The 18658-nt window shown below is 67.9% G+C and carries 14 protein-coding genes; 9 read left to right on the top strand and 5 right to left on the bottom strand.

Going from position 1 to position 18658, the window contains the following annotated elements; all coding sequences use genetic code 11:
* The first annotated feature begins 56 nt into the window (after positions 1-56).
* The 5 genes from polA (at position 57) to ACFVHY_RS18740 (ending at position 7274) form a co-directional block, all read left to right on the top strand.
* Positions 57-2837: a DNA polymerase I gene (polA, locus tag ACFVHY_RS18760; protein WP_390274559.1), complete on the top strand. Its 2781-nt coding sequence runs from the start codon at positions 57-59 to the stop codon at positions 2835-2837.
* The gene (locus tag ACFVHY_RS18755) at positions 2837-3922 is read left to right on the top strand and encodes an isocitrate/isopropylmalate dehydrogenase family protein (RefSeq protein WP_390274557.1); all 1086 of its coding nucleotides are present in this window, start codon (positions 2837-2839) and stop codon (positions 3920-3922) included. Before polA ends, ACFVHY_RS18755 begins: the two co-directional genes overlap by 1 nt.
* A 685-nt stretch (positions 3923-4607) precedes the next feature.
* Positions 4608-5507, top strand: a complete 900-nt coding sequence (locus ACFVHY_RS18750) for an ABC transporter substrate-binding protein (RefSeq protein WP_390274554.1) — start codon at positions 4608-4610, stop codon at positions 5505-5507.
* 1 nt (position 5508) lies between these two features.
* Positions 5509-6471 carry an amino acid ABC transporter permease gene (locus ACFVHY_RS18745; protein ID WP_205334148.1) on the top strand — a complete coding sequence of 321 codons (963 nt, stop codon included), beginning with the start codon at positions 5509-5511 and terminating at the stop codon, positions 6469-6471.
* Positions 6468-7274: an amino acid ABC transporter ATP-binding protein gene (locus ACFVHY_RS18740; RefSeq protein WP_272498183.1), complete on the top strand. Its 807-nt coding sequence runs from the start codon at positions 6468-6470 to the stop codon at positions 7272-7274. The genes ACFVHY_RS18745 and ACFVHY_RS18740 overlap by 4 nt, the downstream gene beginning before the upstream one ends.
* Positions 7275-7280: 6 nt before the next feature.
* On the opposite strand, the gene ACFVHY_RS18735 is transcribed toward ACFVHY_RS18740, so the two are convergent.
* Positions 7281-8144 (bottom strand): class I SAM-dependent methyltransferase, encoded by an 864-nt coding sequence (locus tag ACFVHY_RS18735; RefSeq protein WP_390274551.1) that lies wholly within the window; start codon positions 8142-8144, stop codon positions 7281-7283.
* 17 nt (positions 8145-8161) lie between these two features.
* On the opposite strand from ACFVHY_RS18735, the gene ACFVHY_RS18730 reads away from it, so the two are divergent.
* A complete protein-coding gene (locus ACFVHY_RS18730) occupies positions 8162-11176 on the top strand; it encodes an ATP-binding protein (RefSeq protein WP_390274549.1) in 3015 nt (1004 codons plus the stop codon).
* On the opposite strand, the gene ACFVHY_RS18725 is transcribed toward ACFVHY_RS18730, so the two are convergent.
* Positions 11126-12223: a class I SAM-dependent methyltransferase gene (locus tag ACFVHY_RS18725; RefSeq protein WP_390274546.1), complete on the bottom strand. Its 1098-nt coding sequence runs from the start codon at positions 12221-12223 to the stop codon at positions 11126-11128. The two genes, ACFVHY_RS18730 and ACFVHY_RS18725, sit on opposite strands and share 51 nt — an antisense overlap.
* A gap of 17 nt (positions 12224-12240) precedes the next feature.
* On the opposite strand from ACFVHY_RS18725, the gene ACFVHY_RS18720 reads away from it, so the two are divergent.
* The gene (locus ACFVHY_RS18720; RefSeq protein WP_374613113.1) at positions 12241-12372 is read left to right on the top strand and encodes a hypothetical protein; all 132 of its coding nucleotides are present in this window, start codon (positions 12241-12243) and stop codon (positions 12370-12372) included.
* Between the two features lie 202 nt (positions 12373-12574).
* On the opposite strand, the gene ACFVHY_RS18715 is transcribed toward ACFVHY_RS18720, so the two are convergent.
* The gene (locus ACFVHY_RS18715; protein ID WP_390274544.1) at positions 12575-13153 is read right to left on the bottom strand and encodes a 2'-5' RNA ligase family protein; all 579 of its coding nucleotides are present in this window, start codon (positions 13151-13153) and stop codon (positions 12575-12577) included.
* A 225-nt stretch (positions 13154-13378) separates the two neighbouring features.
* Here ACFVHY_RS18715 and rpsA point away from each other — a divergent pair, with 225 nt between their 5' ends.
* Positions 13379-14857: a 30S ribosomal protein S1 gene (gene rpsA, locus ACFVHY_RS18710; protein ID WP_058251851.1), complete on the top strand. Its 1479-nt coding sequence runs from the start codon at positions 13379-13381 to the stop codon at positions 14855-14857.
* 521 nt (positions 14858-15378) lie between these two features.
* Here the strand turns inward: rpsA and ACFVHY_RS18705 are convergent.
* Together ACFVHY_RS18705 and ACFVHY_RS18700 are read right to left on the bottom strand one after the other, a co-directional pair.
* The gene (locus tag ACFVHY_RS18705) at positions 15379-16011 is read right to left on the bottom strand and encodes an SWIM zinc finger family protein (protein WP_390274541.1); all 633 of its coding nucleotides are present in this window, start codon (positions 16009-16011) and stop codon (positions 15379-15381) included.
* The gene (locus ACFVHY_RS18700) at positions 16008-17468 is read right to left on the bottom strand and encodes a DEAD/DEAH box helicase (RefSeq protein WP_390274539.1); all 1461 of its coding nucleotides are present in this window, start codon (positions 17466-17468) and stop codon (positions 16008-16010) included. Before ACFVHY_RS18700 ends, ACFVHY_RS18705 begins: the two co-directional genes overlap by 4 nt.
* A 369-nt stretch (positions 17469-17837) precedes the next feature.
* Between ACFVHY_RS18700 and ACFVHY_RS18695 the strand changes: the two genes are divergently transcribed.
* Positions 17838-18584: a TetR/AcrR family transcriptional regulator gene (locus tag ACFVHY_RS18695; RefSeq protein ID WP_390274537.1), complete on the top strand. Its 747-nt coding sequence runs from the start codon at positions 17838-17840 to the stop codon at positions 18582-18584.
* Positions 18585-18658 lie beyond the last annotated feature (74 nt).

Below are 18658 nucleotides of genomic sequence, written 5' to 3'. Positions count from 1 at the left end.
CCGAGTGTGAGGAGTCCGCCCGGCTGTGTCGGGGGCGGTCACTAGAATCGGCGATTGTGAGTCCAGCGCAGAGTTCCCCGGCAACGACACCAGCCAAGGCCACCGGATCGACGGGCAAGGCGGCACCCGGCGCCAAGGGCAAGACCAAGCAGCCGGTGTTGATGCTGCTCGACGGGCACTCCCTGGCGTACCGGGCGTTCTTCGCGCTCCCGGCGGAGAACTTCAAAACCCATTCGGGTCAGACGACCAACGCCGTCTACGGCTTCACCTCGATGCTGATCAACCTGCTGCGCGATGAGGAGCCCACGCACATCGCCGCGGCCTTCGACGTCTCGCGGAAGACATTCCGGTCGGAGATGTATCCCGAGTACAAGGCGCAGCGGTCCAAGTCCCCCGACGAGTTCAACGGCCAGGTCGATCTCACCAAAGAGGTCCTGGACGCGTTGGGTGTCTCGGTGCTGGCCATCGAGGGTTACGAGGCCGACGACATCATCGCGACCCTGGCGACGCGGGCCCGGGAGGACGGATACAAGGTCCTGATCGTCACCGGCGACCGCGACTCGCTGCAGCTCGTCGACGCCTCCACCACGGTGCTCTATCCGCGCAAAGGTGTCTCGGACCTCACGCGGTTCACGCCCGAGGAGGTCGAGAAGAAGTACGGTCTCACCCCCACCCAGTACCCCGATTACGCCGCGCTGCGCGGTGACCCCAGCGACAACCTGCCGGGTATCCCCGGGGTCGGGGAGAAGACCGCCTCGAAGTGGATCCGCGAGTACGGGTCGCTCGCGGCCCTCGTCGATCACGTCGACGAGGTCAAGGGCAAGGTCGGCGACGCATTGCGCGCTCATCTGGCGCCGGTACAGACCAATCGGCAGCTCACCGAGCTCGTCCGGGACATGCAGCTGCCGACGTCCCCCGACGACCTGGCCATGGTCGGGTGGGACCGGGACCGTATCCACCAGCTGTTCGACGACCTGGAATTCCGGGTGTTGCGGGACCGTCTCTTCTCGACGTTGAGTTCGGTCGAACCCGAGGCGGAAGCAGGTTTCGATCTCGACGGTGCGGTCCTGGGTGCCGGTGAGGTCGCCGGGTGGCTGACCGAACATGCGCGCACCGGTCGCGTCGGTCTCGCCGTCACCGCCCCGCATGTCGTGGTCGGTGCGGACCCGACCGGGGTGGCGATCGCGGCCGCGGACGGGACGTCGGCGTATGTCGATGTGACCGCGCTGAATCCCGAAGACGAGGCGGCACTGGGGGATTGGTTCGCCGATCCGTCCGCGCCGAAGGCGGTTCACGAGGCGAAGTGGGCCGTACACGCGCTGCGCTCACGCGGCTGGAAGCTCGACGGTGTCACCAGCGACACCTCGCTCGCGGCCTACCTGGTCCGACCGGGACAACGGACGTTCAACCTCGACGACCTCGCGCTGCGCTACCTGCGTCGTGAACTGCGCGCCGACGGCGGCCCGGGCGACGGCCAGATGTCGTTGCTCGACGACGATTCCGACGGTCGGGTGGCCGAGCAGCACATGCTCGAGGCGCGGGCGGTCCAGGAACTCGCCGACACGCTCGACACGGAACTGGACCGGATCGACTCCAAACCGCTGCTCACCGAGATGGAACTGCCGCTGTCGTTCGTGCTCGCCGATGCCGAGGCCGCAGGCATCGCCGTCGACGTCGATCATTTCGGTGCCCTCGAGCGGATGTTCGCCGACCGGATCCGCGCGGCGGCCGAGGCGGCCTACGAGGTCATCGGAGAACAGATCAACCTCGGTTCGCCGAAGCAGTTGCAGACCATTCTCTTCGACAAGCTGGACATGCCGAAGACGAAGAAGACCAAGACCGGTTACACCACCGACGCCGACGCGTTGCAGTCGTTGTACGAGAAGACCGAGCACCCCTTTCTCGCGCACCTTCTCGAACATCGCGACGCGACGCGGCTGAAGGTCACTGTCGACGGGCTGCTGAAGTCGGTCGCGGACGACGGACGTATTCACACGACGTTCAATCAGACGATCGCCGCGACGGGACGCCTCTCGTCCACCGAACCGAATCTGCAGAACATCCCGGTGCGTACCGAGGCCGGCCGCGAGATCAGGCGCGGCTTCATCGTCGGCGCCGACACCGCGACCGGTGTGCCCTACGACTGCCTCATGACCGCCGACTACAGCCAGATCGAGATGCGGATCATGGCCCACCTGTCGGAGGACGCCGGCCTCATCGAGGCCTTCAACACCGGGGAAGACCTCCACAACTTCGTAGGGTCACGGGCTTTCGGGGTGCCGATCGACGAGGTCACCACCGAGATGCGCCACCGGGTGAAGGCCATGTCGTACGGACTCGCTTACGGGCTCAGCGCATTCGGGCTCGCCGCCCAGCTGAAGATCAGCCGCGACGAGGCCAAGGAGCAGATGGAGGCGTACTTCGCGCGGTTCGGCGGGGTGCGCGATTATCTGCACGACGTGGTCGCCGAGGCCCGCCGAAACGAGTACACCGCAACACTGTTCGGTCGCCGGCGGTATCTTCCCGATCTGAACAGCGACAACTGGCAGCGCCGGCAGTCCGCGGAACGGATGGCGCTCAACGCTCCCATCCAGGGCACCGCCGCCGACATCATCAAGGTCGCGATGATCAACGTCCACAAGCGCCTCGCGGCTGAAGGGCTCACGTCGCGAACACTTCTCCAGGTCCACGACGAACTCGTGATCGAGGTCGCCTCGGGTGAGCGGGAGGCCGTCGAAGCGGTTGTGCGCGAGGAGATGGGCAACGCCATCACCCTGTCGGTGCCGCTGGAGGTGTCGGTCGGGTTCGGACGCTCCTGGGACGACGCAGCTCACTGATGGGTGACCGGGACAGAGAGTTCGGAGTCCTCGTCGGGGACGGGATCGGACCCGAGATCGTACCGGCAGCGGTGACGGTCGCCGACGCTGCCGCTCAAGCGGAGTCGATCGAGATCAGTTGGCAGCACCTACCTTTCGGGCTGTCTGCGATCACCTCGCACGGCGATCCGGTGCCCGCGGAGACGCTGACGGCCCTCGACGAGCTCGGCTTCTGGATCGTCGGTCCCCACGACTCGGCGGCGTACCCGCCGGGTCATGGGGACCGCACGCCGGGAGCGGTCCTGCGAACCCGGTACGACCTGTTCGCCAATCTCCGTCCCGCCCGGGCATTTCCGGGTGTTCCGGCGCTCCGTCCGGACATGGACGTCCTGGTCGTGCGGGAGAATTCCGAGGGCTTCTACGCCGATCGCAACATGGCGGTCGGCAGCGGCGAGTTCATGCCGACACCCGACGTGGCACTGGCGGTCGGGCTCGTCACACGCGCGGCGTCGGAGCGAATCGCGCGAGTCGCATGCGCCGCCGCGATCGAGCGTGCGGGTTCCGACCGGCAGCCGCGGTTGACCATCGTGCACAAGGCGAACGTCCTGCGCATGACCACCGGCCTGTTCCGGGATACGTGCCTCGATGTCGCCGCCGGGTTCCCCGAGATCGAGGTGTCCGAGCAGCACGTCGATGCCATGGCGGCGCTCCTGGTTCGGCGTCCCGCGGACTTCGACGTCCTCGTCACGGAGAACCTCTTCGGCGACGTCTTGTCCGACCTCGCCGGCGAGCTCGCCGGTTCGCTGGGCGTCGCCGGTTCGGTCAACAGCTCGGAGTCCCGTGTGATGGCGCAGGCGACCCATGGCGCGGCGCCCGACATCGCGGGACGGGGCATCGCGAATCCGGTCGCGATGATCGTCTCGGTGGCCATGGGATTCCAGAGGTACGGGCAGATGACCGATGACCCGGGTCTTGTCGCGGCCGGCGCCCGGATCGACGCGGCGGTCGCCGAGACGCTCGCGCGCACCGCGACTCGAGACCTGGGGGGCGATGCGACGACCGCCGAGTTCGCCGACAAGGTGGTCCGGCGGATCGTCGAGGGGTGAGCTCCGCTCGCTGTGGGTGCGAGCGCGTGGGCCTTCTGCTCCCTCAGGTGCGAGGAGCGCAAGCGACGCCCCCGTTGCTCCCTGAGGTGCGAGGAGCGCAAGCGACGCCCCCGTTGCTCCCTGAGGTGCGAGGAGCGCAAGCGACGAGCCGCGAAGGGTCCCGCAACCCGTCTCACCAGGACCCTTCGTGACGCAGCCTCCGCAAGCTCCGGCCGCTCCTCAGGGAGCAGGTGGTGACGCAGCCTCCGCAAGCTCCGGCCGCTCCTCAGGGAGCAGGTGGTGACGCAGCCTCCGCAAGCTCCGGCCACTCCTCAGTATCTGCGGCCCGGCGGCCGTCATGGACTACGAAAGAACTCGTTGTGCTCGGAGCGGGTCCGATTACTGCTCCCTGAGGAGGCCGGAGCTTGCGGAGGCCGTCACGAAGGGTCTTGGTGAGATGCGTCGCCAACCCTTCGTGGCTCGTCGCTAGCGCTCCTCGCACCTCAGGGAGCAGAGGGGGGTATCGCTTGCACAACATAGACCAGCGGTTTGTTGTTCTTTCGGTTTGGGGAGCATTGGTTTGCGGGACTCTCGGATTGAGGGAGCGGAAACAGGCGCGCACACGCGTGAACGGCGGGTGGCGAGCCGGGGTGGGGCGGGCGAACTACAGTGAGTTGGTGCGATCGGCCGGACGAAGGGTAGTGGTGTGACGCGGGTGGCTCGTTGGCTCGGCGTCCTGCTCGCCGTCATGGTCGTCGTGACCGGTTGCGTGGACAACGAGGCGCGGGAGCGCGCCGGTCAGGTCGTCCCGATCGACGTCGACGTCGCGACGGTGCCGGAGATCGCCGCGCTGGTCCCACCGGAGATCGCGCGCACCGGACGTCTGATCGTCGGGGTCAACATCCCGTACCAGCCGAATGAGTTCAAGGACGCATCGGGAAAGATCATCGGGTATGACGTCGACCTGATGAACGCCGTCGGCAAGGTGCTCGGACTCGTACCCGATTACAAGGAGTCCCAGTTCGACACCATCATCCCCTCGGTGCAGGCCGGGACCTACCAGCTGGGGATGTCGTCGTTCACCGACACCCTCGAGCGCGAGAAGCAGGTCGACTTCGTGACCTACTACAGCGCGGGCGTGCAGTGGGCGCAGGCGAGCGACAACGACGACGAGATCGACCCCGACAACGCCTGCGGCCTCCGAGTCGCGGTGCAGACCACCACCTACGAGGACACCGACGAGGTTCCCGCCAAGAGCGCGGCGTGCGTCGCTGCGGGCAAGCCGGCGATCGACAAGGTCCGGTTCGACAGCCAGGACGAGGCCGTCAACGCACTGATCCTGGGTCGGGTGGACGCGATGTCGGCTGACTCACCGGTCACGGCGTACGCGATCAAGCGCACCGATGACCGTCTGAAGCCCGCCGGCGGGGTCTTCGACTCCGCGCCGTACGGGTGGCCGGTGCGGAAGGGCTCACCGCTCGCGCCCGCACTGCAGCGGGCAGTGCAGTACCTGATGGACAACGGACAGTACGAAGAGATCGCGGCCAATTGGGGCCTGGAGGAGGGCATGATCGATGTCTCCGTCATCAACGGCGCGGTGAGCTGACATGACGTCACCGCACAGCACTGCCGCGTCACCGCCGGGCGAACCCGAACCGATCCAGGCGGTGCCGCTCCGTCGTCCCGGACAGTGGGTCGCGGCGGTGATCATCGTCGTGTTGGGTGCACTATTCGTCTACGGTGCCGCCACCAACGAGGCCTACAGCTGGGGCACGTACGGCAACTATCTCTTCGACTCGCGGATCCTGTCGGGGGTCGGTTACACGCTTGCGCTGACCCTGTTGTCGATGACCATCGCCATCGTGCTCGGCGTCGTCCTCGCAATCATGCGGCTGAGCCCGAACCCGGTGTTGCGCGGGACCTCGTGGGTGTATCTGTGGATCTTCCGCGGCACCCCCGTGTATGTGCAGCTCGTGTTCTGGGGCCTGTTCCCGGCGATCTACAAGCAGATCGACCTCGGCATCCCGTTCGTGCACCAGTTCGTGTCGCTCGACATCCAGACGCTCAACGCCGCGTTCCTGTTCGCGGTCATCGGACTCGGCCTGAACGAGGCCGCGTACATGGCCGAGATCGTCCGCGCCGGTGTCTCCTCGGTCGGTGAAGGACAGACCGAAGCGTCAGTGGCACTGGGTATGTCGTGGGCGCAGACCATGCGGCGCACGGTGCTGCCCCAGGCCATGCGGGTGATCATCCCGCCCACCGGCAACGAGCTGATCAGCATGCTCAAGACCACGAGCCTGGTGGCGGCGGTGCCGCTCACCCTCGACCTCTACGGACGGCAGCGGGACATCTCGGGCGTGATCTTCGAGCCGATCCCGCTGCTTCTCGTCGCGTCCACGTGGTACCTCGTCATCACCAGCGTCCTCATGGTGGGCCAGTACTACGTGGAGCGCTACTACGCGAAGGGCGCGACCCGGCAGCTCACGGCGCGGCAACTCAAGACGATGGCCGACGGCGCGGCCACGGCGCCCGGCGGCGCCGCCGGGCCGGCAGGGGGAGAGAAGGCATGAGTCCCGCAGAAGACACGGCCGCACCGGCCGCCGGCGGATCGCCACCGCCGATGGTGGTGGCCGACCGGGTCTGCAAGAGCTTCGGTTCGGTCCAGGTCCTCAAGGGGATCTCGCTGGAGGTGGCGCGCGGCGAGGTGCTGTGTCTCATCGGTCCGTCGGGATCGGGGAAGTCCACATTTCTCCGCTGTGTGAACCACCTCGAGGTCGTCAACGCCGGCCGGCTCTACGTCGACGGTGATCTGATCGGCTACCGGGAGCGCAACGGCAAGCTCCACGAGATGAGCGCCAAGGACGCGGCGACCCAGCGTCGCGACATCGGCATGGTGTTCCAGCATTTCAATCTGTTCCCGCACCGCACGGCCCTGGAGAACGTGATCGAGGCGCCGATGCAGGTGAAGCGTCAGTCGCGTTCGGAGGCGGTCGACAAAGCCCGCTACCTGCTGGACCGGGTCGGCCTGTCCGACCGGGCCGACGCCTATCCGGCCCAGCTGTCGGGTGGCCAGCAACAGCGTGTCGCCATCGCGCGTGCGCTCGCGATGGACCCCAAACTCATGTTGTTCGACGAACCCACCTCGGCGCTCGACCCCGAACTCGTCGGCGATGTCCTGAAGGTGATGCGTGAGCTGGCTGCGTCGGGCATGACCATGCTGGTCGTCACGCACGAGATGGGTTTCGCCCGGGAGGTCGCCGACCAGCTCGTGTTCATGGACGGCGGCGTCGTCGTGGAGAAGGGGAACCCTCGTCAGGTCCTCGCCGATCCGAGAGAACAGCGCACCCGGGAGTTCTTGTCGAAGCTGCTGTGAGCGCCGCTAGTCGGCCTTGTGGCTGCAGAAGATGGCTGTTCCCGGAAAGTAGCTGCCGCGCAACGGGCTCCATTGCCCCCAGGTGCGGTCGAAACCGTCCGGCCACTCGGGTTCGACGATGTCGTCGAGAACGAACCCGGCGGCCCGGAGTTCGCGAACACGGTCGCCGATGGTGCGGTGGTGCTCGACGTAGGTCAACGTTCCGTCGGCATCGGTCTCGGTGTACGGCGTGCGGTTGAAATAGGGGATCCGTACGGTCAGGCCCTCCGGCCCGGGATCGTCGAGGAACATCCAGCGCATCGGGTGGTTGACGGCGAAAACCCAACGCCCACCGGGTTTCAGGACTCGTGCGACTTCGCTCATCACGCCGGCCGAGTCGGCGACGAACGGTACCGCGCCGAAGGCCGAACACGCGGCGTCGAACGACGCGGCCGCGAAGGGCAGGGTCTCGGCGGTCGCCTGGACGAGCGGGACACGCACGCCTTCCGCCGCCATCGCGTCGAGTCCGATGCCCAGCATCCGCCGCGACAGGTCGACGCCGACTGCGCGCGCGCCGTGCGCGGCCAGCCATCGGGCGCAGGGCGCCGAACCGCAGCCGATCTCGAGGATGTCCTGGTCCTCGATGTCCCCCAGGAGCCGTACATCGGCCTCGCGCAAACCCTCCGGACACCACACGAAATCTCCGCCCGCAGCATGGGCACCGAGGAAGTCGCCGTGCTCGACGTGATAGTTCTCCGCGTCGTGATCCCACCACCACCGGCTGGCACGGTCACTGGTCGCGGAGTCGACCTCGCCGAGGATCCTCGGGGGACGGCTCGACCCCGGGCCGTTCGATGTGGTTTGTTCGGATTCCGCCTGGTTGGGGGACATCCTGCGATGATAAGGCCATGGTCTGTCTCACTCTGCTGGGTCCGGTGGACACACCGGACGACGCGGGTGTGTCCCGACCGCAGTTCGGCACGCCTCGCCTCCGCTGTCTGCTCGCCGCACTGGCATTGCGCGCGAACGCGGTGGCCGATGTGGACTGGCTGACCGACATCCTGTGGGCCGACGCGCCGCCGGCCACCCCGGAGTCGGCCCTGCACAACCTCGTCTTCCGACTGCGAACCACCTTGCGGCGACGTCAGGTCGACGGCCGTCTGCGAGTCGTCACGACCGCGCCCGGGTACACACTCCTCGTCGATCGGACCGATGTCGACGCACTGCTCTTCGACGACACCGTGGCACGTGCCGTCGCCGTCGTGGATGTGGAGCCCCAGCTGGCTGTCGATCTGCTCGACCAGGCCGAGAGTCTGTGGCATGGAACGCCATACGGCGAGTTCGCCGACTGTGCCTGGGCGCAGCCGGAGGTCGGGGCGCTCCTCGAACGGCGTGTCCTGGCCGCGGAGACGGCGGCCGATGCCCTGGTCACCCTCGGCCGTCCGGAAGACGCCTATGTCCGGTTGCTGCCCTTCGCCGATGATCATCCCTATCGCGAAGGGCTCCACCTCAGGGTCATGGCGGCGTTGTGGCGGACGGATCGTGCGGCCGAGGCGCTCGATGCCTACCAACGGTTGCGTCGACGCCTTGCGGAGGATCTCGGCACGGACCCGGCCCCGTCGGTCCGCGAGTTGCATGCCCGCATCCTCGACGGGGACCCGCCGCCGCGCCGCGTCCGCGGGGATCGGCGGGCGGCCGGAACAGTCGCGTTACCACATACCGAAATCGATACGGCGAACCATGATTCGGGCCAATTTATAGGCCGGGATGCCGACCTGACGGGCCTGGCGGCCACCGTGCGGGGACACGGGGTCGTCACGGTCCTCGGCCCCGGTGGTGTCGGCAAGACGGCGCTCGTCCGGCACCATGTCCGGTCGGCGAGTGACCGTCCCGTCTGGTTCGCCGAACTGGCAGCGGTCGCGAGCCGCGACGCGGTGGTGCACCTGGTGGCGTCGGCGACAGGCCTGTCGATGCGTCGCGATGTCGCGGCCCTGGACGCACTCACCGGCGCGCTGACCGGTCGACGCGGACTGCTTGTGCTCGACAATTGTGAGCACGTCCTCGAGGCGGCGGTCGAACTCGTTGTCGCGCTGCAGGATCGGTGCCCCGATGTCACGGTGCTCGCGACCTCACGGGTGCCGCTGGGAATTGCCGCCGAACAGATCATCTCCCTCGATCCACTTCCGGTGCCGGACGTGGACGCGGCGGCCGCCGCCATCGAGTCGTCGGATGCCGTCCGGCTGTTCTGTGTCCGTGCCCGGGCGCGCGATCCGCGCTTCGAGCTGAACGAGGCAACCGCGCCGGCGATCGCGGAGATCTGCCGACGGCTCGACGGCCTGCCGCTCGGTGTCGAGCTCGCGGCGACGAAGGCGCGCGCGATACCGCCGGCAGTGCTCGTCGACCGACTGCACTGGCGTTTCCGGGTCCTGCGCGGTCCGCGCGGGATCGCGCCCCGGCACCGGAGCCTGCACGCACTCGTCGACTGGTCCTATGGACTGCTGAGCGACCCGGCGCGTGGTCTGTTCGACGTCCTCAGCATCTTCCCCTCCCGGTTCGGCCTCGACGATGCGGAGTTCCTGGCCGCGGCGACGGGAGTGCTGGACCGCGAAGACGTGGCCGATACGATGGCCGAACTGGTCGACGCGTGCATGGTGTCGGTCGATCCGGGGGGTTACCTCCTCTTGGAGACGTTGCGTGCCTTCGGTATCGATGCACTGGCGAGTCGGGACGCCCTCGACGGTGCGCGGTGCGCGCACACCGCGTGGGTCGCGGATTGGCTCGGTCCGTTGGGGTGCGAGGTCTACGGTCGCGGACACCTCGACGCCGCGCGCCTGGTCGGCGAACGACTCGATGACGTGCGGCAGGCGATCGGCCATGCGAGTGTTCACGACCCCGCTCTCGCCGACACCATCCTGCAGGGGTCGATCCCCTTCCTCGAACTGACCATGAGTCCGGAGGTCACCGCATGGGCGCGGATGCTCATCGACCGTCACGACGACTCGTCGCTCGGGTCCGCGGTGTGGGCGGTGTCGGCCGGCGGTGCCCGCTTCGACGGCGACCTGCCGACCGCGCGGCGGTGCACGCGTCGGGGCCTCGACGCCGGCCCCGACCCGTCGGTCCGCGTCTACCTCCACATGATGCTCGTGGACATCGGCCTGTTTCAGGGAGATCTCGACATTGCGCTCGACGACGCGCGGACCTTCCGCGAACTCGCACTGGCGGCCGGCATGCCGGGTGCGGCGCACATGGCCGACATCAGTGCACTGCTCATCCGCGCCTACCGCGGCGAGGACGCGTACCCGGCTGCGCGGTCCCTCGAGATCGCCTGTGCCACAGCGGGTGAAGACGTTGTCGCGGCCTGGTGTCGCTACGTGTCCGGCGAGTGTCTGCTCGACGCCGACCCCGGGCGGGCGCGGCAACTCCTCGAGGGTGCCATCGAGTCCGCGCGCCGGCACGGTGACCGGTACCTGCTCGGGGTGGCGATGGCGTCGCGGGCGTCGATCGAGGCCCGTTCCGGCGCAACCGACGCCGCCGCCCGGTCGTACGTGGATGTGCTCGAGCATTTTCGGCAAGCGGGAAACTGGACGAATCAGTGGGTGACCCTGCGCTCGGTGATCGACGTCCTGGTCGATCTCGGGCGGTGCGAACAGGCGGCTCTGATCCTCGGTGCCACCCGGCGAGCCCACGAGGCGGCCGGATCCGATCCGTTCGGGAACGACATCGGGCGGCTTGGTTCCGTCGAGAATCGAATCCGAGCCGCGCTGGGCGAGGCGGTGACGGACGATCTCGTCGCGACCGGTGCCGCCACGGCTCCGTCCGATGTCGTCGACGTCGCCGTCACCTCGTTGCGGGCCGGGCGCGCACCGGCGAGGTCAGGTCGTCAGCTCGTAGAAGCGGAAGAAGCTGAAGTCCTCGATGGGTAGGACCGTCACGCCCGCGTAACCCGCGTCGTGCGCGTACCGACGCAGCGTCGACGGTCGGAACACCGTGCCGGTGGCCGCGGACGGTGGTGAACTCATCGAGTCCGGCAGACACACCAGCAACGAGAACCCGTACATGATCTTGTCGAGATCGTCTGCAGGACCGTCGAACTCGTCGGATACGGCTTCATCCATGACGATCAGGGAAGCTCCGGGCGCCAGTGCGCGCCGGACCGCGGCGAGGACCTCGACCGGCCGCGGCATGTCGTGTAGGCACTCGAACGCGAAGGCGGCGTCGAACGGGCCGTGCGCCGCGGCCTCGTCGCCGTCGGCGACGAGGAACGTCACGCGGTCGGTGACACCCGCCGACTCGGCATGCGCACGGGCCATCCGTACCGACGCCTCGTCGACGTCGAGCCCGATGAAGGTGGCCTCCGGGTAGGCCCGTGCGAGTGCGATGGTCGAGTGGCCCGCTCCGAACCCGACGTCGGCGATCCGCGCCCCGGGCCGCGACAACCGCTCGTGCAGGGTTTCGACGCCGGCCAGCGCGGGTGCGAGACGCGCGTCGAACCAGGGCCGGTTGAGATCGGCCTGGCACTCTCGCGCGTCGGCGCCCAGGGTTTCCCAGCTCACGCCCCCACCGTTCCGGTAGGCATCGAGCAACTCCGGCAGATGGCGTGCCGACGCTGCGAACATGCGGGGGAGGGCGCCGAGGTACGACAGGCTGGTGGTGTCGGTGAGTACCTCGGCGACGCCCGGCGAGATCGCGAAGGTGTGCGGCCGGGTGGTCAGGTCCGCGTCGAGAATGCCGAAGGCGCTCTGCATCTCCAGCCATTCCCGGGCATAGCGTGCGTTGGTGTCGGTTCGTTCGGCCAACCCGTCGGCGGTGAGGGGTCCCGATTCGGCCAGGCATCGGTACCACCCGAGGCGCTCGCCGAGGTACACGCTCATGGTCTCGGCGGTGGCGAGCGTCGAACCGAAGAGTCGTTCGGCGAACTCGTCGGCGCTCGGTGCTGGTCGGTCGGTGGAGGATCTCAGTGTTTCGGTCATGCCCAGATCATCGGGCCGTGGGCTCTCAAGTCACTCTCATCGTGATCTCGGAGTTCTTCACCCGGTGCCGGTGGGACGCGCTCGTCGCCGTGGCGACGACGTGGGTCACAACCTTCGACGACCCCGGTCCGAAGACCCTGCTTGGGTAACCTGAGCGCCGTGGGCGACCAGACTTGCCGATGCGGTCACGACCGATCGGCTCACGAGCACTACCGGACGGGTACGGATTGCGCGCTCTGCGGCGAGCGGTCCTGCCCGCGGTTCCGTCCGGACTCCCGGCTTCGTCGGCTACTCGGCGCGTTGCCGGGCCGACGGGGAAACGGCGGCTCCTCCGTCTGACCCGCAGTGCGATCAGCAGGCCCGCCCCGCGAGCACGACGTCGGTTCCCGCATGTGGATCCCAGCGTCGCAGTGCGGTGAACTCGCCGACGATCTCGGCGCGGATGTCGAGGATGTCGAAGGCGCGGACGAGCTGGTCGGCGTCCATCCGCCGCGCGAGGGTGACGTGCGGGGTCCACTGCCCGGGAACGGTGTGCGCGAACGGCATTCGGCGACCATCGGTCGAGGCTGTCGCCGTGTCGGCCGGCTCGGGGTCGACGAATTCGGCGGACAGCCGCGAGACCTGGGCGTGGACCGACAGTAGTTCGCTCGACGGCACCACGAGCCGCGCAAGCGTGGATCGTCGACCGCCGCCGAAGACGATCGGAGCGCCGAGCCGCATGCCCACCGGCAGGCGCATGGCGACCGCGGCCAGTGCCGCATCGGCGTTCCCGTCGATCCCGGACGCGGCCACCAGCGTCACGTGGGGCCGATTCGTCGGCGACGCGACGCGACCCTGATGGGGGAGTCCGGCTGCGGCGAGGGCGTCCCATTCGGCCCGAACCTGCTGGTCGGACGAGTCGTCGAGGAGGAGTTCGAGTGAGTGCGCCACGTGGGGATCGTCTCATCTCCCGTCGGGCCGCACGTCCTGGCGGCCTCGTGAGACGAGCCATTTGCCCAGCACAATGCCGCTGGAGTAGGCTTCTACACGCGCGTGTGCCCGATGACGCGCGGTTCGCACCTGCCCTGACCGGTGACAGGCCGGTCCAGGTGGTGTCGATCAACAGAGCTTTGCAGAATCGTACCTACTACACACCTGTCCGGAGCAACTCAACATATGTCGTCCCCCACGATCACCTCGCCGCAAGTAGCCGTCAATGACATCGGCACTGCCGAGGACTTTCTCGCCGCCATCGACTCCACGATCAAGTACTTCAACGATGGCGACATCGTGGAAGGCACCATCGTCAAGGTCGACCGGGACGAGGTTCTGCTCGACATCGGTTACAAGACCGAAGGCGTCATCCCTTCTCGCGAACTGTCGATCAAGCACGACGTCGACCCCAATGAGGTCGTCAACGTCGGTGACGAGGTCGAAGCCCTGGTCCTCACCAAGGAGGACAAAGAAGGCCGTCTGATCCTCTCCAAGAAGCGTGCGCAGTACGAGCGGGCTTGGGGCACCATCGAGGAGCTCAAGGAGAAGGACGAGGCCGTCAAGGGCACCGTCATCGAGGTCGTCAAGGGCGGCCTGATCCTGGACATCGGCCTGCGCGGCTTCCTCCCGGCATCGCTCGTGGAGATGCGCCGCGTCCGCGATCTGCAGCCGTACATCGGCAAGGAGATCGAGGCCAAGATCATCGAACTCGACAAGAACCGCAACAACGTGGTCCTGTCGCGTCGCGCATGGCTCGAGCAGACCCAGTCCGAGGTCCGCAGCGAGTTCCTGCACCAGCTGCAGAAGGGCCAGGTCCGCAAGGGCGTCGTGTCCTCGATCGTCAACTTCGGTGCGTTCGTCGATCTCGGCGGCGTCGACGGTCTGGTTCACGTCTCCGAGCTGTCCTGGAAGCACATCGATCACCCGTCCGAGGTCGTCGCCGTCGGCGACGAGGTCACCGTCGAGGTCCTCGACGTCGATCTGGACCGCGAGCGTGTGTCGCTGTCGCTCAAGGCAACTCAGGAAGATCCCTGGCGCCAGTTCGCCCGCACCCACGCGATCGGCCAGATCGTGCCGGGCAAGGTCACCAAGCTGGTGCCGTTCGGTGCGTTCGTCCGGGTCGACGAGGGCATCGAGGGTCTGGTCCACATCTCCGAGCTGGCCGAGCGCCACGTCGAGGTGCCGGATCAGGTCGTCGCCGTCGGTGACGACGCGATGGTCAAGGTCATCGACATCGACCTGGAGCGTCGTCGGATCTCGCTGAGCCTGAAGCAGGCCAACGAGGACTACACCGAGGAATTCGACCCCTCGAAGTACGGCATGGCCGACAGCTACGACGAGCAGGGCAACTACATCTTCCCCGAGGGCTTCGACGCCGAGACCAACGAATGGCTCGAAGGCTTCGAGAAGCAGCGTGAGGCATGGGAGGCCCGGTACGCCGAGGCCGAGCGTCGTCACAAGATGCACACCGCCCAGATGGAGAAGTTCGCCGCTGCCGCCGCAGAGGCCGCCAACGCCCCGACCGACTACTCGTCGGCGTCGGAGAGCCGCGGCGGATCGTCGTCGAGCAGCAGCTCGACCGGCGGATCGTCGGCCGGCGGTTCGCTGGCCAGCGACGAGCAGCTCGCCGCACTGCGTGAGAAGCTGTCGGGCAACGCCTGACACGCCTCGCTCACCGAGCACGATGAAGAAGCCCTCCCGGGAAACCGGGAGGGCTTCTCTCGTGTGTTGTGCTGCTCGCTGACAAGCCAGAACCGCTGACTTGGCTCGCTCTGCTCTGCAAGCCAAAAGAACGACCTGCCCCCTGCTCCCTGGGGAGCGCCCGGAGCTTGCGAGCGTCACCACCTGCTCCCTGAGGAGCGCCCGGAGCTTACGAGCGTCACCACCTGCTCCCTGAGGAGCGCCCGGAGCTTGCGGAGGGCGCGTCACGAAGGGTCTTCGCAACCCGTCTCGCCAAGACCCTTCGTGACGCTCGCAAGCTCGCTCCTCAGGGAGCGGTAGAAGGGCTCGCACCGCGCACAACGGCTCGTCCGTCGACTACGAAAGAACCTCCGCTCCCAGAGGAGGCCGGAGCTTGCGGAGGCCGTCACGAAGGGTCCTGGCGAGATGCGTCGCAAACCCTTCGCGGCTCGTCGCCTGCCTCCTCACACCTCAGGGAACAGAGGTTGTGTAATTATTTCGGATCAGGGAGCGGGGTGGCGCTGGGGGTCATCAGTCACGAACGGGGCAGCAGCTGCACGCCCGACCGTCCAGTAGTCCCGGGCGTCGAAGTTCGTCAGGGCCGCCCACCGCAGCGGCATCCGGCGCGGTGGTCCGTCCGGGTGGTCCGCGCCACCGGCGACTCCGCTGAGCCGTGCTTCGAAGTCGCGTAGGCGGAGGGCCAGCGAGGGCTCTCGATCGACGGCCGCGGCGAGGGCGTAGAGCGTGGCGAGGATGTGCAGGCACCGGTCGCCGCGGGCGCGGCAGGAGCAGTCGGCGACGTCGAGAACCGGCGACGACCACGACGCCGCTTCGATGAGCCGACGGTGCATGACGTCGGTCGGTTCGGTGGATTCGCCGAGCACCTCCCGCAGCGTCGTCGCGGTGGCCGGGGTCATGGCATCGAACTCGAGATGTGCCATCGACGCCTCCCCGCCACGCTGCACCAGACCGCTGACCGAACGTCCGTCGACGGTGAGCGTGACGCCGCCGTTGCGGGCGACACTGCGGGCTCGTGGCGCCGAGGCGTTGGGGCCACGAGCCGAGATCGGCTCGGCGAGCCGGACGATCTCGGCGCCCCAGCGGGTGAACCCGAATTCGGCAGGTGAGCTGGTCATCGCGCCTCCCGGTGACGCCGCAGGATGTCCATCAACCGCTCGTCGTCGAGGCCGGTCAGCTCGGCGAGGGCGGACGTGTCGTCGGCGTGCGCGCCGAGCGCGGACTTGCGCCGGTGCAGACGATCGATGTGCTCTTCGAGGGATGTGGCCGAGGTCAGGGTGGTGATGGTGACGGGACGTTCCTGGCCGATTCGGTGCACGCGGTCGGACGCCTGGGCCTCGACCGCCGGATTCCACCAGCGGTCGAAGTGGATGACGTCGCAGGCGCGCGTGAGGGTGAGTCCGACGCCGCCGGCTTTGAGGCTCATGACCATCAGCCCGGGGCCATCGCCCGACTGGAAGGCGGCGACGAGTTCGTCGCGCCGGCTCGCCGAGAGACCACCGTGGAAGAACGGTGCGTCGACCGCCAGTTGTTCGGCGAAGTGCCGGACGAGGAGTTCACCGGTTTCTCGGTACTGGGTGAAGACGAGCGTGGGGGAGCCGGTACGCAGGTTGTCACCGAGGATCTCTGTGCACACGTCGAGCTTGCCCGAGCGTCCCGCGAGCACCCGGGTGTCGCCGGTGACGAGGCCGGGATGGTTGCAGATCTGCTTCAGCCGGGTGAGTGTGGCGAGAATCCGTCCGTGTCTTTCGAATCCGTCGCCGAAGCCGGTGTCTTCCAGGCGCGCGAGGTGAGCGTCGTAGAGCTGCGCCTGTTCGTCGGTCAGATCGACGAGCACCGGATTGACGATCTTCGGCGGCAGCGCCGACGCCACGCGGGACTTGGTGCGCGCCAACATCACCGGCGCGACCGCCACCCGAAGTCGTCGCAGCGCGCCGGCGTCGCCGTCGTCCACGGCTTTGGTGAAGCGCCGCCGGAACACCGCCCGGTGAGGAAACAGTGCGGGCGCGACGACCCGGAGGATCGCCCAGAGGTCGTCGAGACTGTTCTCGATGGGAGTGCCGGTCAACGCGATGTGAGCCCGGGCGCCGACGGTGCGCGCCGCGCGTGACACCTGGGTGCGCGGGTTCTTCAGGGCCTGCGCTTCGTCGAACACGGCTGTGGCCCAGTCGAATCGACGGCCCTCGGCGATGCTCAGTCGCAGTCTCGCGTAGGAGATCACGGTGATCGAACCGGGCCCGTCCGGCGCGTGCTCGAGGGGGCCGGTGTACACGTTCAGATCGGGCGCGAAGCGGGCCACCTCGTGACTCCAATTGGTCACGAGGCTGGTCGGGCAGACGACCAGCTGTGGTCCCTCGTGCGCCCGAAGCGTCAGCAGTCCGATCGCCTGGACGGTCTTGCCCAGTCCCATCTCGTCGGCCAGCACGGCGCCGCCGGTGACCTCCGCGGTGCGGGCCAGCCAGGCGACACCGCGAATCTGATACGGCCGCAGCTGGGCTCGCAGAGTGTCTCGCAGTACTTCCTCGGCCGCGAGACACTCCTGCAGCGCTGCACGGGCGAAGTCCGCAGTCGTCATCGCCGTCCCGGTGGGATCGATCTCGGCGTGTGCGGCGAGCGGCAGCGGTGTCGCGGAGTCGCCGGCGAGTGTGCGTCGCCACGCTTCGACCGACTCCGCGGCTCGGCTCGGATCACCCTGGTCGCACGCGGCCAGGAGTGCCGGGGGGTCGACGAGTTCGCAGCGGACGTCGCGAACGACGAGGTCGCGGCCGTCAGGGACCGCGAGACGGCAGGTGTCCGATGGCTTTCCGGCGTCGGACTGGTGGGAAGACCAGAGCGCGAACTGGTGCAGGTCCGGCAGATACGTGGCCTGAGTGGGCAGCGGACACTCCTCTTGGTACGGTGTACGGAATTGTTACTCGGTACACCGTACGGGAAAGGCGTCACCGTGTCGACCTCAGATGATGCACGCACGCTGGTCCGACTGCTCTGGCGAGCCGAGGCCGGGGACGTCGGCCCGCGGCGGGGGCCGCGGCAGCGGGTGTCGGTCGACGACATCGTGACGGCGGCGATCGACCTCGCGGACGAGCGCGGGCTCGCTGCCGTCTCGATGCGCGCCCTGGCCGCCGAACTCGGTGTCGGGCCGATGAGTCTGTACACCTACGTGCCGACCCGTGACGTGCTGGTGGCGCTCATGATCGATCACGTGACAGCACGGACTCCGATGCCCGGGCCGGCACCGACCGTCGTCGAGTCCCTGGCGGGAGTCGCGCGCGCACTGCGTGCCGAGTGTCTCGACCACCCATGGCTGCTGGCGGCCTCGCCGTGGCGTCAGGTGCTGGGCCCGCACCGCCTGGCCCGGTACGAGCGGCAGCTCGAACTGCTCGAGGCGACCGACATCTCGGATGTGCAGCGGGACCACATCATCGCACTGCTCGGTGCCTTCGTGGCCGGCAACGCCCGCGAGGCGGTCGGGGAGCGGACGGCCGCCGAGGAATCCGGGATGAGCGACGCGCGATGGTGGGAGATCGTCGGTCCTGAACTCGCGGCGGTCATCCCCGATGGTGCGTACCCCCTGTCGGATCGGGTCGGCAGTGCGGTCGGAGAGATCCATCAGGCGCCCGGCGCCCCCGACGACGCCTTCGAATTCGGACTCGCCCGCGTGCTCGACGGGTTGCGGCCGTTGCTGTGCTGAGGGTGGGGGTGTTCGTGGAGGGGCGCCCGTGCGGCGACTGCGTCCCATGCGTTGTTGACAATGGTTTTCATATC

The sequence above is a fragment of the Gordonia sp. NPDC127522 genome, assembly GCF_042672305.1.
Classification (GTDB): Bacteria; Actinomycetota; Actinomycetes; order Mycobacteriales; family Mycobacteriaceae; genus Gordonia; species Gordonia hongkongensis.
The sequence above is the reverse complement of the archived record's forward strand: the minus strand, read 5'-3'. Positions and strand labels throughout refer to the sequence as shown.